General features: G+C 55.9%; 14 protein-coding genes. All 14 read left to right on the top strand.

What is annotated here, in order from left to right:
• Positions 1 to 3: 3 nt before the first annotated feature.
• The 14 genes from KW829_RS15310 to secM all read left to right on the top strand — a co-directional run bounded on the left by KW829_RS15310 (position 4) and on the right by secM (position 16,858).
• Positions 4 to 1,770, top strand: a complete 1,767-nt coding sequence (locus tag KW829_RS15310; RefSeq protein ID WP_010426990.1) for a peptidoglycan glycosyltransferase FtsI — start codon at positions 4 to 6, stop codon at positions 1,768 to 1,770.
• A complete protein-coding gene (murE, locus tag KW829_RS15315; protein WP_218308554.1) occupies positions 1,757 to 3,244 on the top strand; it encodes a UDP-N-acetylmuramoyl-L-alanyl-D-glutamate--2,6-diaminopimelate ligase in 1,488 nt (495 codons plus the stop codon). Before KW829_RS15310 ends, murE begins: the two co-directional genes overlap by 14 nt.
• Positions 3,241 to 4,599, top strand: coding sequence for a UDP-N-acetylmuramoyl-tripeptide--D-alanyl-D-alanine ligase (gene murF / locus KW829_RS15320; protein ID WP_218308555.1), 1,359 nt, complete (start codon positions 3,241 to 3,243; stop codon positions 4,597 to 4,599). The genes murE and murF overlap by 4 nt, the downstream gene beginning before the upstream one ends.
• Positions 4,593 to 5,675 carry a phospho-N-acetylmuramoyl-pentapeptide-transferase gene (mraY, locus tag KW829_RS15325; RefSeq protein ID WP_003856353.1) on the top strand — a complete coding sequence of 361 codons (1,083 nt, stop codon included), beginning with the start codon at positions 4,593 to 4,595 and terminating at the stop codon, positions 5,673 to 5,675. The genes murF and mraY overlap by 7 nt, the downstream gene beginning before the upstream one ends.
• 2 nt (positions 5,676 to 5,677) lie before the next feature.
• Positions 5,678 to 6,994: a UDP-N-acetylmuramoyl-L-alanine--D-glutamate ligase gene (gene murD / locus KW829_RS15330; RefSeq protein ID WP_010426983.1), complete on the top strand. Its 1,317-nt coding sequence runs from the start codon at positions 5,678 to 5,680 to the stop codon at positions 6,992 to 6,994.
• On the top strand, positions 6,994 to 8,238 hold the full coding sequence (gene ftsW, locus KW829_RS15335) for a cell division protein FtsW (RefSeq protein WP_042718662.1): 1,245 nt from the start codon (positions 6,994 to 6,996) through the stop codon (positions 8,236 to 8,238). The genes murD and ftsW overlap by 1 nt, the downstream gene beginning before the upstream one ends.
• Entirely contained in the window at positions 8,235 to 9,299 is a 1,065-nt protein-coding gene (murG, locus tag KW829_RS15340) for an undecaprenyldiphospho-muramoylpentapeptide beta-N-acetylglucosaminyltransferase (protein WP_108417093.1), read from the top strand. The genes ftsW and murG overlap by 4 nt, the downstream gene beginning before the upstream one ends.
• A gap of 57 nt (positions 9,300 to 9,356) precedes the next feature.
• Positions 9,357 to 10,832 (top strand): UDP-N-acetylmuramate--L-alanine ligase, encoded by a 1,476-nt coding sequence (gene murC, locus KW829_RS15345; protein WP_218308556.1) that lies wholly within the window; start codon positions 9,357 to 9,359, stop codon positions 10,830 to 10,832.
• Entirely contained in the window at positions 10,825 to 11,745 is a 921-nt protein-coding gene (locus tag KW829_RS15350; RefSeq protein ID WP_218308557.1) for a D-alanine--D-alanine ligase, read from the top strand. Before murC ends, KW829_RS15350 begins: the two co-directional genes overlap by 8 nt.
• 1 nt (position 11,746) lies before the next feature.
• A complete protein-coding gene (gene ftsQ, locus KW829_RS15355) occupies positions 11,747 to 12,589 on the top strand; it encodes a cell division protein FtsQ (protein WP_010426973.1) in 843 nt (280 codons plus the stop codon).
• Positions 12,586 to 13,842 (top strand): cell division protein FtsA, encoded by a 1,257-nt coding sequence (ftsA, locus tag KW829_RS15360; protein WP_010426970.1) that lies wholly within the window; start codon positions 12,586 to 12,588, stop codon positions 13,840 to 13,842. The genes ftsQ and ftsA overlap by 4 nt, the downstream gene beginning before the upstream one ends.
• A gap of 63 nt (positions 13,843 to 13,905) precedes the next feature.
• Positions 13,906 to 15,057 (top strand): cell division protein FtsZ, encoded by a 1,152-nt coding sequence (gene ftsZ, locus KW829_RS15365; RefSeq protein ID WP_008501978.1) that lies wholly within the window; start codon positions 13,906 to 13,908, stop codon positions 15,055 to 15,057.
• Between the two features lie 101 nt (positions 15,058 to 15,158).
• Entirely contained in the window at positions 15,159 to 16,076 is a 918-nt protein-coding gene (gene lpxC, locus KW829_RS15370) for a UDP-3-O-acyl-N-acetylglucosamine deacetylase (RefSeq protein ID WP_010426966.1), read from the top strand.
• Positions 16,077 to 16,354: 278 nt separating this feature from the next.
• Entirely contained in the window at positions 16,355 to 16,858 is a 504-nt protein-coding gene (gene secM / locus KW829_RS15375; protein WP_029484933.1) for a secA translation cis-regulator SecM, read from the top strand.
• Positions 16,859 to 16,883: the final 25 nt, after the last annotated feature.

Raw genomic sequence — 16,883 nt, forward strand, 5'->3', positions numbered from 1 at the left:
CGCATGAAAGCAGCGGCAAAAACGCTAAAACCAAAACGTCAGGAAGAACAGGCCAACTTTGTCAGTTGGCGTTTTGCGTTGCTTTGCGGCTGCATTTTACTGGCGCTGGGTTTCCTGCTTGGACGCGTGGCGTGGTTGCAAATCATCGCCCCTGACATGCTGGTGCGTCAGGGTGATATGCGCTCTCTTCGCGTGCAGGAAGTGTCTACGTCTCGCGGGATGATCACCGACCGTTCTGGCCGCCCTCTGGCGGTGAGCGTCCCGGTGAAGGCAATCTGGGCCGATCCGAAAGAGCTGCATGATGCTGGTGGGATCACGCTTGATAACCGCTGGAAGGCCCTTGCGGACGCGCTGAAGATGCCGCTGGACCAGTTAGCTTCACGTGTGAATACAAACCCGAGAGGGCGCTTTATCTATCTGGCGCGTCAGGTGAACCCTGACATGGCGGATTACATCAAAAAATTGAAGCTGCCGGGGATCCATCTGCGTGAAGAATCCCGCCGGTACTATCCATCCGGCGAAGTGACTGCTCACCTCATTGGCTTCACTAACGTTGATAGCCAGGGGATTGAAGGTGTTGAAAAAAGCTTTGATAAATGGCTCACCGGTCAGCCCGGCGAGCGCATTGTACGCAAAGACCGCTATGGTCGCGTGATCGAGGATATTTCCTCAACCGACAGCCAGGCCGCACACAACCTTGCACTGAGTATCGATGAGCGGCTACAGGCGCTGGTTTACCGCGAGCTGAACAATGCCGTGGCCTTTAACAAAGCGGAATCGGGCAGTGCCGTGTTAGTTGATGTCAGCACGGGTGAAGTGCTGGCGATGGCCAATAGCCCGTCCTACAACCCTAACAATCTTACCGGTACGCAGAAGGATGTTATGCGTAACCGTACCATCACCGACGTGTTCGAACCGGGTTCAACCGTTAAGCCGATGGTGGTCATGACGGCACTTCAGCGCGGTATCGTCAATGAAAACACCGTACTGAATACCATTCCTTACCGCATTAACGGTCACGAAATCAAAGACGTGGCGCGCTACAGCGAATTGACCCTGACCGGGGTGTTACAGAAGTCGAGTAACGTCGGTGTTTCAAAGCTGGCGTTAGCGATGCCGTCCTCAGCGTTAGTAGAGACTTACTCACGTTTTGGGCTTGGAAAGGCGACCAATTTGGGGTTGGTCGGAGAACGCAGTGGCTTATATCCTCAAAAACAACGGTGGTCTGACATAGAGAGGGCCACCTTCTCTTTCGGCTACGGGCTAATGGTGACACCGTTACAGTTAGCGCGAGTCTACGCAACGATCGGCAGTTATGGTGTTTATCGCCCGCTGTCGATTACCAAAGTTGATCCACCGGTTCCCGGTGAGCGTATTTTCCCGGAATCGACCGTCCGTACTGTTGTTCATATGATGGAAAGCGTGGCGCTGCCCGGCGGCGGTGGCGTGAAGGCGGCAATTAAAGGCTATCGCATCGCCATTAAAACCGGTACAGCGAAAAAAGTGGGGCCAGACGGCCGCTACATCAACAAATACATTGCCTATACCGCAGGCGTAGCGCCTGCAAGCAATCCGCGTTTTGCGCTGGTGGTCGTCATTAACGATCCACAGGCGGGTAAATACTACGGCGGCGCCGTCTCCGCGCCTGTGTTCGGGGCCATCATGGGCGGCGTATTGCGCACCATGAACATTGAACCGGATGCGCTGGCGACGGGCGACAAAAGTGAATTTGTAATTAATCAAGGCGAGGGTACAGGTGGCAGATCGTAATTTGCGCGACCTTCTCGCTCCGTGGGTGCCAAATGCACCGGAGCGAGCACTGCGAGAGATGGTACTGGACAGCCGTGTGGCTGCTTCCGGCGATCTTTTTGTGGCGGTGGTCGGTCATCAGGCGGACGGGCGTCGTTATATCCCGCAGGCGATTGCGCAAGGTGTTGCTGCCATTATTGCTGAGGCCAAAGATGAGACAACCGACGGTGAAATCCGTGAAATGCACGGTGTGCCGGTTATCTATCTCAGCCAGTTAAATGAGCGTCTCTCTGCGCTGGCAGGGCGTTTCTATCATGAACCTTCCGACCAGTTACGTCTGGTTGGCGTTACGGGCACCAACGGTAAAACCACCACCACACAGCTGATGGCGCAATGGGCGCAACTGCTGGGTGAAACCGGTGCCGTCATGGGGACCGTGGGTAATGGCCTGCTGGGTAAAGTGAGCCCGACGGAAAATACCACTGGTTCGGCAGTTGACGTACAGCATGTGCTTGCCGGGCTGGCAGAGCAGGGTGCGACCTTTGCTGCGATGGAAGTCTCTTCACACGGTCTGGTACAGCACCGCGTGGCCGCGCTGAAATTTGCGGCTTCGGTGTTTACCAACCTGAGCCGCGATCATCTTGATTACCACGGTGATATGGAGCACTACGAAGCCGCGAAATGGCTGCTCTATTCCACCCACCATCACGGTCAGGCCATCATCAATGCCGACGATGAAGTCGGTCGCCGCTGGCTGGCGAAGCTGCCGGATGCGGTTGCGGTGTCGATGGAAGACCATATCAACCCGAACTGCCACGGCCGCTGGCTGAAGGCTGTTGAGGTGAATTACCACGACAGCGGGGCGACAATCCGCTTTGCCTCTTCCTGGGGTGAAGGCGAAATTGAAAGCCGCCTGATGGGCGCGTTTAACGTCAGCAACCTGCTGCTGGCGCTGGCGACACTGCTGGCGCTGGGCTATCCAATGGCCGACCTGCTGAAAACCGCTGAGCGACTGCAGCCTGTTTGCGGGCGTATGGAAGTGTTCAGCGCGCCGGGTAAACCGACGGTTGTGGTCGACTACGCCCACACGCCGGATGCGTTGGAAAAAGCGCTGGAAGCGGCTCGCCTGCACTGTGCCGGTAAGCTCTGGTGCGTGTTTGGCTGCGGTGGCGATCGCGACAAGGGCAAACGCCCGCTGATGGGCGCTATTGCCGAGCAGTTTGCGGATATTCCGGTAGTGACCGATGACAACCCGCGTACCGAAGAGCCGCGCGCCATCATTAACGACATTCTGGCGGGCATGCTGGATGCGGGTCGTGCTCGCGTGGTGGAAGGCCGAGCGGAAGCGGTGACCAACGCCATCATGCAGGCTAAGGAAAACGACGTGGTTCTGCTGGCCGGGAAAGGCCATGAAGATTATCAGATTGTCGGCAATCGTCGTCTGGATTACTCGGACCGTGTAACGGCAGCTCGTCTGCTGGGAGTCGTGGCATGATTAGCCTCACGCTAAGCCAGGCCGCTGCGGTACTGCACGGCGAATTGCTGGGCCAGGATCTGACCATTGACGCTGTGACCACGGATACCCGCAAAGTGACCGCGGGTTGTCTGTTTGTGGCGCTGAAAGGCGAGCGTTTTGATGCGCATGATTTTGCACAGCAGGCCAAAGAGCACGGCGCAGGTGCGCTGCTGGTCAGCCGCAGGCTGGATATCGATTTGCCGCAGCTGGTGGTGGACGATACCCGTCTGGCATTCGGTGAACTGGCGGCATGGGTCCGTCAGCAGGTTCCGGCTCGCGTTGTCGCGCTGACGGGGTCGTCCGGAAAAACGTCCGTAAAAGAGATGACGGCGGCGATTCTCGGCCAGTGCGGGAACACACTTTATACTGCGGGCAACCTAAATAATGACATTGGCGTGCCGATGACATTACTCCGCCTGACCAAAGAACATGAATTTGCGGTGATCGAGTTAGGGGCAAACCACCAGGGCGAAATCGCCTGGACTGTTAGCCTGACTCGTCCGGAGGCGGCGCTGGTGAATAACCTGGCCGCCGCGCATCTGGAAGGTTTCGGGTCGCTGGAAGGCGTGGCGAAAGCCAAAGGCGAGATCTACACCGGCCTGCCGGTTGACGGTATTGCCATTATGAATGCCGACAACAATGACTGGCTGAACTGGCAAAGCATTATTGGTTCCCGTAAGACCTGGCGCTTCTCACCGAATGCCGCCAACAGTGACTTTACGGCAACCAATATCCATGTAACGTCCCATGGCACGGAGTTCACCCTCAACACTCCAACGGGTGGCGTGGATGTGATGCTGCCTCTGCCGGGTCGTCATAACATCGCCAATGCGCTTGCGGCGGCGGCGTTGTCCATGGCGGTTGGCGCGTCGCATGATGCGATCAAAGCTGGGCTGGCGAATCTGAAAGCCGTGCCGGGGCGTCTGTTCCCGATTCAGCTTTCGGAAAACAAACTGCTGCTGGATGACTCCTACAACGCGAACGTTGGCTCGATGACGGCGGCGGTGCAGGTGTTGTCAGAAATGCCGGGCTACCGCGTGATGGTGGTTGGCGATATGGCCGAGCTGGGCGATGAAAGCGAAGCCTGTCATACCCAGGTCGGTGACGCGGCGAAAGCGGCGGGCATTGATTGCGTGCTGAGCGCAGGAAAACTGAGCCAGGCAATTAGCCATGCCAGCGGTGTCGGTGAACACTTTGCCGAAAAAGCGGCGTTGATTGAGCGCCTTAAAGCATTAATTACAGAAAAACAAATTGTGACAGTGTTAGTGAAAGGTTCACGTAGTGCCGCCATGGAAGAGGTTGTGCACGCATTACAGGAGAACGGGACATGTTAGTTTGGCTGGCCGAACATTTGGTCAAATATTACTCAGGCTTTAACGTCTTTTCCTATCTGACGTTTCGCGCCATTGTCAGCCTGCTGACTGCGCTGTTCATCTCGCTGTGGATGGGCCCGCGCATGATTGCCCGTCTGCAAAAGCTCTCTTTCGGCCAGGTTGTGCGTAACGACGGTCCGGAATCGCACTTCAGCAAACGCGGCACGCCGACCATGGGCGGGATCATGATCCTGACCGCCATCGTTGTTTCCGTGCTGCTGTGGGCGTATCCCTCCAACCCGTACGTCTGGTGTGTACTGACGGTTCTGGTGGGTTACGGGATCATTGGCTTCGTCGATGACTATCGCAAAGTGGTACGCAAAGACACCAAGGGACTGATCGCCCGCTGGAAGTATTTCTGGATGTCGGTCATCGCGCTGGGCGTGGCCTTTGCGCTGTATCTGGCAGGCAAAGACACGCCAGCTACCGAGCTGGTCGTGCCGTTCTTTAAAGACGTGATGCCGCAGTTGGGGCTGTTCTATATCCTGCTTGCGTACTTCGTGATTGTCGGCACCGGTAACGCGGTGAACCTGACTGATGGTCTGGATGGCCTGGCGATTATGCCGACCGTCTTCGTCGCGGGCGGTTTTGCGCTGGTGGCCTGGGCGACCGGTAACATGAACTTTGCCAACTATCTGCACATCCCTTACCTGCGCCACGCGGGTGAGCTGGTGATCGTCTGTACGGCGATTGTCGGCGCGGGGCTGGGCTTCCTGTGGTTCAACACCTATCCGGCGCAGGTCTTCATGGGTGACGTCGGTTCACTGGCGCTGGGTGGCGCGTTAGGCATTATTGCCGTGCTGCTGCGCCAGGAGTTCCTGCTGGTGATCATGGGTGGCGTGTTTGTGGTTGAAACCCTGTCGGTAATTTTGCAGGTCGGATCCTTCAAGCTGCGCGGCCAGCGCATCTTCCGTATGGCGCCGATTCACCACCACTATGAACTGAAAGGCTGGCCGGAACCGCGCGTGATTGTGCGCTTCTGGATTATTTCGCTGATGCTGGTGCTGATTGGCCTGGCAACGCTGAAGGTACGTTAATCATGGCAGATTACCAGGGTAAAAAAGTCGTTATCATCGGGTTGGGCCTCACGGGCCTTTCCTGCGTGGACTTTTTCCTTGCGCGCGGCGTTACGCCACGCGTGATGGATACGCGTGTCTCTCCGCCGGGTCTGGACAAACTGCCGGAACAGGTTGAACGCCACCTTGGTGGTCTGAATGATGACTGGCTGCTGGCCGCCGATCTGATTGTTGCCAGCCCGGGTATGGCGCTGGCGCACCCATCACTCAGCGCCGCATCCGATGCGGGCGTAGAGATTGTCGGGGACATCGAACTGTTCTGCCGCGAAGCGCAGGCTCCGATTATCGCCATTACCGGCTCAAATGGTAAAAGCACGGTCACTACGCTTGTCGGCGAGATGGCAAAAGCGGCGGGTAAGAACGTCGGTGTTGGCGGCAATATTGGCCTGCCAGCCCTGATGCTGCTGGATAAAGGCTGTGAGCTGTACGTACTGGAACTTTCCAGCTTCCAGCTTGAAACCACCTCCAGCCTGCACGCGGCTGCCGCGACGATCCTCAACGTGACTGAAGATCATATGGACCGGTATCCCTTTGGTCTGCAGCAGTACCGCGCGGCTAAGCTGCGCATTTATGAAAATGCGAAAGTCTGCGTGGTTAATGCCGACGACGCGCTGACCATGCCGGTGCGCGGTGCAGATGACCGCTGCATCAGCTTTGGGATCACCATGGGTGATTACCACCTGAACCGTCAGCAGGGTGAAACCTGGCTGCGCGTGAAGGGTGAAAAAGTGCTGAACGTGAAAGAGATGACGCTTTGCGGTCAGCATAACTACACCAACGCGCTGGCAGCACTGGCGCTGGCGGATGCCGTTGGCCTGCCTCGCTCTTCCAGCCTGAAAGCGCTGACCACATTTACCGGTCTGGCGCACCGCTTCCAGCTAGCGCTGGAACATAACGGCGTGCGCTGGATTAACGACTCCAAAGCCACCAACGTGGGAAGCACGGAGGCCGCGCTGAACGGTCTTCACGTTGAGGGTACGCTGCATTTGCTGCTGGGTGGTGATGGAAAATCTGCAGATTTCTCCTCTCTGAAACAGTATCTCTCCGGAGATAACATCCGCCTGTACTGCTTTGGTCGTGACGGCAGCGAGCTGGCTGAACTGCGCCCGGAGATCGCCGAACAAACTGAGACCATGGAACAGGCGCTGCGCCTGATCGCGCCGCGCGTGAAGCCAGGCGACATGGTGCTGCTCTCTCCGGCTTGCGCCAGCCTCGATCAATTCAAGAATTTCGAACAGCGTGGTGATGTCTTTACCCGCCTGGCGAAGGAGTTAGGCTGATGCGTTTATCTCTCCCTCGCCTGAAAATGCCGCGCCTGCCAGGATTTGGAATTCTGGTGTGGCTGTTTGCGGCACTAAAAGGCTGGGTGATGGCTTCCCGGGATAAGGATTCCGATAGCCTGATCATGTATGACCGCATGCTCTTCTGGCTTACGCTGGGGCTGGCGGCGATCGGCTTTATCATGGTGACCTCGGCCTCCATGCCGGTCGGGCAGCGTCTGGCTAACGATCCCTTCCTGTTTGCCAAGCGTGACGGGCTGTACATCATTCTGGCTTTCTGCCTGGCGCTGGTGACCTTACGTCTGCCAATGTCGTTCTGGCAGCGGCACAGTACAGCCATGTTGATTGCGTCCATTATCATGCTGCTGATCGTACTGGTTGTCGGGAGCTCCGTTAACGGGGCATCGCGCTGGATCGCCTTTGGTCCACTGCGTATTCAGCCTGCGGAATTTACCAAGCTTTCCCTGTTCTGCTACCTGGCGAACTACCTGGTGCGTAAGGTTGATGAAGTTCGTAATAACCTTCGCGGCTTCTTAAAGCCGATGGGCGTGATTCTGGTGCTGGCGATCCTGCTGCTGGCACAGCCTGACCTTGGTACCGTGGTGGTACTGTTTGTCACCACGCTGGCGATGCTGTTCCTGGCGGGTGCAAAGCTGTGGCAGTTCATCGCCATTATCGGGATGGGGATTTCGGCGGTTGTGCTGCTGATCCTCGCCGAGCCTTACCGTATCCGCCGCGTGACCTCGTTCTGGAACCCGTGGGAAGACCCGTTCGGTAGCGGTTATCAGCTGACGCAGTCGCTGATGGCGTTTGGCCGCGGTGAAGTCTGGGGGCAAGGCCTGGGCAACTCGGTGCAAAAACTGGAGTATTTGCCGGAGGCACACACCGACTTCATCTTCTCCATTATTGGGGAAGAACTGGGTTATATCGGTGTGGTATTAGCGCTATTAATGGTATTCTTCGTCGCTTTCCGCGCCATGTCGATTGGCCGAAAAGCGCTGGAGATCGATCACCGCTTCTCAGGTTTCTTAGCCTGTTCAATTGGTATCTGGTTTAGCTTCCAGGCATTGGTTAACGTCGGGGCCGCAGCGGGTATGCTGCCGACTAAGGGCCTGACGTTGCCGCTGATCAGTTATGGTGGTTCGAGTCTGTTGATCATGTCGACGGCCATCATGTTTTTGTTGCGCATAGATTATGAGACGCGTCTGGAGAAAGCCCAGGCGTTTACACGAGGTTCACGATGAATCAACCGAAGCGGTTAATGGTGATGGCAGGCGGTACCGGCGGACACGTGTTCCCGGGGCTGGCGGTTGCGCACCATTTAATGGATCAGGGCTGGCAGGTACGCTGGCTGGGAACCGCAGACCGCATGGAGGCCGATCTGGTACCGAAGCACGGTATTGAGATCGACTTTATTCGTATTTCTGGCCTGCGAGGCAAAGGCCTCAAGGCAATGCTGCTGGCACCGGTGCGTATTTTTAACGCCTGGCGTCAGGCCCGCACCATCATGAAGCAGTTTAAGCCTGATGTGGTGCTGGGAATGGGCGGGTACGTGTCCGGTCCTGGTGGGCTGGCGGCGTGGTCCCTGGGCATCCCTGTTGTGCTGCATGAGCAGAACGGTATCGCCGGGCTGACCAACAAGTGGCTGGCGAAAATTGCCACTAAAGTGATGCAGGCATTCCCCGGTGCGTTCCCGAAAGCAGACGTCGTCGGAAACCCGGTGCGCGTCGATGTGCTGGCGCTGCCGCTGCCTGACGCTCGCCTGAATGGTCGTGAAGGTCCGGTACGCGTGCTGGTTGTCGGTGGTTCTCAGGGGGCACGCATCCTGAACCAGACGATGCCGCAGGTGGCCGCAAAGCTGGGCGATGCCGTGACCATCTGGCATCAGAGCGGTAAAGGTGCTCAGCAGACCGTTGAGCAGGCTTACGCCGAAGCGGGGCAGCCGCAGCACAACGTAACGGAATTTATTGACGATATGGCCGCAGCCTATGCCTGGGCCGATGTCGTGGTCTGTCGTTCTGGCGCATTAACGGTGAGCGAAATCGCTGCCGCGGGTCTGCCAGCGCTGTTTGTGCCGTTCCAGCACAAAGACCGACAGCAGTACTGGAATGCGCTGCCGCTAGAGAAAGCCGGTGCCGCGAAGATTTTTGAGCAGCCACAATTTACCGCCGATGCGGTCGCCACCACTCTGGCGGGCTGGAACAGAGACGCATTGCTGGAAATGGCACAGCGCGCGCGCGCGGCGGCTATCCCGGATGCAACGGAACGAGTGGCAAAAGAAGTGAGCCTGGCAGCCCAGGCTTAACCCTCGCAGCGCGTGAAGCGCGGCACGAATTTTTAAGTAGTCGATGGCGTTTAGAGAATGAATACACAACAACTGGCAAAACTGCGTTCTATCGTGCCCGAGATGCGTCGCGTCCGGCACATTCACTTTGTTGGCATCGGTGGTGCTGGCATGGGCGGTATTGCCGAAGTGTTAGCTAACGAAGGTTATCAGATCAGCGGGTCTGACCTGGCGCCAAACCCTGTAACGCAGCAGCTGGCGTCGCTTGGGGCGACTATCTATTTCAACCATCGCCCGGAAAACGTGCGCGATGCGAGCGTGGTGGTGGTGTCGAGCGCCATCTCCTCTGACAACCCGGAAATCGTTGCGGCACATGAAGCGCGTATTCCGGTGATCCGCCGCGCTGAGATGCTGGCGGAGCTAATGCGTTTTCGTCACGGTATCGCCGTTGCGGGCACGCACGGTAAAACCACAACCACGGCGATGGTATCCAGCATTTATGCAGAAGCGGGTCTGGACCCGACGTTCGTTAACGGTGGTCTGGTGAAAGCGGCAGGCGTCCATGCGCGTCTGGGCCACAGCCGTTACCTGATTGCGGAAGCGGATGAGAGCGATGCGTCGTTCCTGCACCTGCAGCCGATGGTGGCGATTGTCACCAATATCGAAGCTGACCATATGGATACTTACCAGGGCGACTTCGAAAACTTAAAGCAGACGTTTATTAACTTCCTGCACAACCTGCCGTTCTATGGCCGTGCGGTAATGTGCGTAGACGATCCGGTGATCCGCGAGCTGCTGCCGCGTGTCGGGCGTCAAATCACCACTTATGGCTTCAGCGAAGATGCTGATGTTCGTGTTGAAGAGTACAAACAGATTGGTGCGCAGGGGCATTTTACCCTTGCACGTCAGGACAAAGAATTGCTGCACGTGACGTTGAATGCGCCAGGTCGCCATAATGCCCTGAATGCGGCGGCGGCGGTTGCGGTAGCGACGGAAGAAGGCATTGATGATGATGCGATCCTGCGCGCGCTGGAAAGCTTCCAGGGTACAGGCCGTCGCTTCGACTTCCTTGGTGAATTCCCGCTGGACGCAGTAAACGGTAAATCGGGTACCGCGATGCTGGTGGACGATTACGGTCACCACCCAACGGAAGTGGACGCCACGATCAAAGCGGCTCGTGCGGGTTGGCCGGACAAAAATCTGGTGATGATTTTCCAGCCCCACCGCTACACCCGTACCCGCGATCTGTACGACGATTTCGCCAATGTGCTGTCGCAGGTCGATACGCTGCTGATGCTGGATGTTTATTCTGCGGGTGAAACAGCGATTCCGGGCGCGGACAGCCGTTCGTTATGTCGAACCATTCGCGCACGCGGTAAAGTAGACCCTATTCTGGTTTCGGACCCGGCTCAGGCAGCAGAAATTCTCGCGCCGGTGCTGACGGGTAACGATTTGATTCTGATTCAGGGGGCGGGAAATATCGGCAAAATCGCCCGTACCTTAGCCGAAATCAAATTGAAGCCGCAAACTGCGGAGGACGAGCATCATGGCTGATAAGATTGCTGTCCTGTTTGGCGGCACCTCCGCCGAGCGCGAAGTGTCCCTGAATTCAGGCGCTGCCGTTCTGGCGGGCCTGCGTGAAGGTGGCGTTGATGCGCATCCGGTCGATCCGAAAGAGATTGATGTTACCCAACTGAAAGCAATGGGCTTCGATAAAGTTTTCATTGCGCTGCACGGCCGTGGCGGTGAAGACGGTACATTGCAAGGGCTGCTGGAGTTACTCGGCCTGCCGTATACCGGCAGCGGCGTGATGGCGTCTGCCATCTCCATGGATAAACTGCGCAGCAAACTGCTGTGGCAGGGCGCGGGTCTCCCCGTTGCGCCATGGGGTGCTCTGACGCGTACTGAATTTGAATTGGGCCTGTCGGACAGCGTTAATACACGCATTGCCGCGCTGGGCTTACCGGTTATTGTTAAGCCGAGCCGTGAAGGGTCGAGCGTGGGGATGTCTAAAGTCGATAAAGCTGAGGATTTATCTGCCGCTTTAACATTGGCATTTCAACATGATGAAGAAGTTCTGATTGAAAAATGGCTCAGCGGGCCGGAATTTACTGTTGCGATGCTTGGCGAAGAAATTTTACCGTCAATTCGTATCCAACCTGCCGGAGTCTTCTATGATTATGAGGCGAAGTATCTCTCTGATGAGACGCAATATTTCTGTCCAAGTGGTCTTGAAGCAGAACGTGAAGCCGATTTACAGTCTCTGGTGCTCAAAGCCTGGAATGTTTTAGGCTGCCGTGGTTGGGGACGCATTGATGTCATGCTCGACGGTGACGGGCAATTTTACCTGTTGGAAGCCAACACCTCTCCAGGTATGACGAGCCATAGCCTTGTGCCGATGGCAGCGCGTCAGGCGGGGATGAGCTTCTCGCAGTTAGTCGTACGTATTCTGGACCAGGCGGGCTGATATGTCTCAGGCTGCATTGAACACGCGCAACCGCGATGAAGAGGAAGAATATACGTCTTCGCGCCGGAGTAATGGAACGCGTCTTGCAGGGATTATCTTCCTGCTCGGGGTGCTGTGCACCGTGTTTATCAGCGGCTGGATGGTGCTGGGCTGGATGGAAGATGCGCAGCGTTTACCGCTCTCTAAGCTGGTGGTGACCGGCGAGCGTCACTACACGCGTAACGATGATATTCGCCAGTCTATTCTGGCCCTGGGCTCACCTGGCACCTTTATGACCCAGGACGTCAATATTATCCAGAGCCAGATTGAACGTCTGCCGTGGATAAAACAGGCGAGTGTAAGAAAGCAATGGCCTGATGAATTGAAGATTCATCTGGTTGAATATGTGCCCATTGCGCGTTGGAATGATCAGCACATGGTAGACGTAGACGGAAATTCCTTCAGCGTCCCAAGCGATCGCGTCAACAAGCAAAATTTACCGATGTTGTATGGCCCTGAAGGCAGCGAAAACGAAGTGTTACAAGGTTTCCGCGAAATGGGGCAGGTGCTGGCTAAGGATCGCTTTACGTTAAAAGATGCCGCAATGACGGCGCGCCGCTCCTGGCAACTGACGTTAACGAACGGGATCAAGCTCAACCTTGGCCGCGGCGACACAATGAAACGTCTGGCGCGATTTGTAGAACTTTACCCGGTTTTACAGCAGCAGGCGCAGACGGACGGCAAACGGATAAGCTACGTTGATTTGCGCTATGACTCAGGCGCAGCAGTCGGTTGGGAGCCGGCTCCGGTCGAGGAACCTAATCAGCAACAGAATCAGGCACAGGTACAGGCAGAACAACAATGATCAAGGCGACGGACAGAAAACTGGTAGTTGGACTGGAGATTGGCACCGCGAAGGTTGCCGCTTTAGTAGGGGAAGTTCTGCCCGACGGTATGGTCAATATCATTGGCGTGGGGAGTTGCCCATCCCGTGGTATGGATAAAGGTGGGGTAAACGACCTTGAGTCGGTGGTGAAATGCGTTCAGCGCGCCATCGATCAGGCTGAATTAATGGCAGATTGCCAGATTTCTTCTGTCTATCTGGCCCTTTCTGGCAAGCACATCAGCTGCCAGAACGAAATCGGTATGGTGCCGATTTCAGAAGAAGAAGTGACGCAGGAAGATGTAGAGAATGTTGTGCATACGGCGAAGTCCGTGCGCGTCCGCGATGAGCATCGCGTACTGCACGTGATCCCGCAGGAATATGCGATCGACTACCAGGAAGGGATTAAGAACCCGGTGGGTCTTTCCGGCGTACGTATGCAGGCAAAAGTGCACCTGATCACATGTCACAACGATATGGCGAAGAACATCGTTAAAGCCGTTGAACGTTGTGGACTGAAAGTTGACCAACTTATTTTCGCCGGTCTGGCCGCGAGTTATTCCGTGCTGACCGAAGATGAACGTGAACTGGGCGTCTGTGTGGTCGATATTGGTGGTGGTACAATGGACATGGCTGTCTATACCGGCGGCGCGTTGCGCCACACCAAAGTGATCCCTTACGCAGGGAACGTTGTGACCAGCGATATTGCCTACGCCTTTGGTACGCCACCGAGCGATGCAGAGGCCATTAAAGTCCGCCACGGTTGCGCACTGGGTTCTATCGTGGGCAAAGATGAGAGCGTTGAAGTGCCGAGCGTAGGTGGTCGTCCACCGCGCAGCCTGCAGCGCCAGACGCTGGCAGAGGTAATTGAGCCGCGCTATACCGAGCTGCTCAACCTGGTCAACGAAGAGATTTTGCAGTTACAGGAACAGCTTCGTCAGCAGGGTGTTAAGCATCATCTTGCGGCGGGGATTGTATTAACCGGCGGGGCAGCGCAAATTGAAGGTCTTGCGGCCTGCGCTCAGCGCGTGTTCCATACGCAGGTGCGTATTGGTGCGCCGCTGAATATCACCGGTTTAACGGATTACGCTCAGGAGCCGTATTATTCAACGGCCGTGGGCCTGCTGCACTACGGGAAAGAATCCCATTTGAGTGGTGAAGCAGAAGTGGAAAAACGCGTCTCGGTGGGGTCGTGGGTCAAACGACTTAACACCTGGTTGCGAAAAGAGTTTTAATTTTTTTAAGAGACCGGAGAGAATTAGCGGTCTCGGGCGACAGGCACAACGGAGAGAGAAATTATGTTTGAACCTATGGAACTGACCAACGACGCGGTGATTAAAGTCATCGGCGTCGGTGGCGGCGGCGGTAACGCCGTAGAGCATATGGTGCGTGAACGCATTGAAGGTGTTGAATTCTTTGCAGTTAACACCGATGCGCAGGCACTGCGTAAGACGGCAGTTGGCCAGACTATCCAGATCGGCGGTGGCATCACCAAAGGGCTGGGCGCTGGTGCTAACCCGGAAGTCGGTCGCAACGCGGCTGAAGAAGATCGTGAAGCCCTGCGTGCTGCACTGGAAGGTGCGGATATGGTCTTCATCGCAGCGGGCATGGGCGGCGGTACCGGTACTGGTGCAGCACCTGTAGTGGCTGAAGTGGCAAAAGATTTAGGTATCCTGACCGTTGCTGTCGTGACCAAGCCTTTCAACTTCGAAGGCAAGAAGCGTATGGCTTTCGCGGAGCAGGGTATCACCGAGCTGTCCAAACATGTGGACTCTCTGATTACCATCCCGAACGACAAACTGCTGAAAGTTCTGGGTCGCGGTATTTCCCTGCTGGACGCCTTTGGCGCAGCAAACGACGTGCTGAAAGGTGCGGTTCAGGGTATCGCTGAACTGATTACCCGTCCTGGTCTGATGAACGTTGACTTTGCTGACGTTCGTACCGTGATGTCCGAAATGGGCTACGCGATGATGGGCTCTGGCGTGGCGAGCGGTGAAGACCGTGCAGAAGAAGCGGCTGAAATGGCTATCTCTTCTCCACTGCTGGAAGATATCGATCTGTCTGGTGCGCGCGGCGTGCTGGTCAACATTACCGCTGGCTTTGACCTGCGTCTGGATGAGTTCGAAACCGTGGGTAACACCATCCGTGCGTTCGCCTCTGACAACGCTACCGTGGTAATCGGTACTTCCCTTGACCCGGAAATGAACGACGAACTGCGCGTCACTGTTGTTGCCACCGGTATCGGTATGGACAAGCGTCCTGAGATCACGCTGGTCACCAACAAACAGACTCAGCAGCCGGTGATGGATCGTTACCAGCAGCACGGTATGTCTCCACTGACTCAGGAGCAGAAACCGGCCGCGAAAGTGGTAAACGACCCGACTCCACAAACGGCAAAAGAGCCAGATTATCTGGATATCCCGGCGTTCCTGCGTAAGCAAGCTGACTAGGAATTGGCTGGAATTTGGGGATTTTCGCTCTTTGTGCTAAACTGGCCCACCGTTAGTGATATACACTCTCGGTTGGATAGTTAATTTGGCGAGATTATACGATGATCAAACAAAGGACACTTAAACGTATCGTTCAGGCGACTGGTGTCGGTTTACATACCGGCAAGAAGGTCACCCTGACGCTGCGCCCTGCGCCGGCCAATACCGGGGTCATCTATCGTCGCACCGACTTGAATCCACCGGTAGATTTTCCGGCCGATGCCAAATCTGTGCGTGATACAATGCTCTGTACTTGCCTGGTGAACGAGCATGACGTGCGGATTTCTACCGTAGAGCACCTGAACGCCGCCCTGGCGGGTCTGGGTATCGACAACATTATTGTTGAAGTCGATGCACCAGAAATCCCGATCATGGATGGTAGTGCTGCACCGTTCGTCTATCTGTTGCTGGATGCCGGTATCGAAGAACTGAACTGCGCGAAGAAATTTGTTCGCATCAAAGAGACCGTTCGTGTCGAAGATGGCGACAAGTGGGCTGAATTCAAACCGTACAATGGTTTCTCGTTGGACTTTACCATCGACTTTAACCACCCGGCGATTGACTCCAGCACTCAGCGCTATGCGATGAACTTCTCTGCTGATGCGTTTATGCGTCAGATCAGCCGTGCTCGTACGTTCGGCTTTATGCGTGATATCGAATATCTGCAGTCCCGCGGCCTGTGCCTGGGCGGTAGCTTCGATTGTGCCATCGTTGTTGACGATTATCGCGTACTGAACGAAGACGGCCTGCGTTTTGAAGATGAATTCGTTCGTCACAAAATGCTGGATGCGATCGGCGACCTGTTTATGTGTGGTCACAACATCATTGGTGCATTTACCGCGTTTAAATCCGGTCATGCGCTGAACAACAAATTGTTGCAGGCCGTCCTGGCAAAACAGGAAGCCTGGGAATATGTGACCTTTGAAGACGAAGCTGAACTGCCGCTGGCCTTCAAAGCACCAAACATGGTTCTGGCGTAACGGTCTATACCGTTCGTAAAAAAATCGACTGGTTAACCTGGTACTCTCTCCGACCAGGAAGGCCAGTCGTTTTTATTTTTACACTTCTTTGTTTTCCCCGGTTTATCCTCACGCCCGTCTGGCGTAGAAAATCTGTGCGTTAGCTGCATTCTTGACCGTTTTTCCCTGCTGCATTACGTCATTCCTGCTGCTGCGCATTGGCTTTAGTGGTAATATCTGGGCGCTAAAAAGAATAACTGAACTCAGCCTCTGCAAGGCTGGCTTATTGGGTGGAGCAGGTGAGCGGAATACTGACGCGCTGGCGACAATTTGGCAGACGTTACTTCTGGCCGCATCTCTTATTGGGGATGGTCGCGGCGAGCCTCGGCTTGCCTGCGCTCAGCAACAGTGCTGAAGCGGCAACACCAACAAAAACCTCCACCACCAAGCACGATCTCACCACGCGGGTTAATTTTACCAACCTCGCACTGCTTGAAGCGAATCGCCGCCCAAACTTCTCGGTTGATTACTGGCATCAACACGCCATCCGCACGGTTATCCGCCATCTGTCCTTCGCGATGGCACCGCAGACCATGCCTGTTGCTGAAGAGACGCTGCCGGTTCAGGCTCAGCATCTTGCTCTGCTGGACACGCTCAACGCGCTGCTCACGCAGGACAGCCAGCCGCCGGTCATGGTTCGTCAGACGGCGCAATTCGCATTCATTCCGCCAGCCACATTTTCTGTCTCGACATGGATAAGCCAGGTTCATGGCATCCGTGCCGGACCGCAACGCCTCAGCTAAATTAACCTTATTTCAATACCTTAAT

The sequence above is a fragment of the Enterobacter sp. ENT02 genome (assembly GCF_019219165.1).
Taxonomy (GTDB): Bacteria; Pseudomonadota; Gammaproteobacteria; order Enterobacterales; family Enterobacteriaceae; genus Enterobacter; species Enterobacter mori.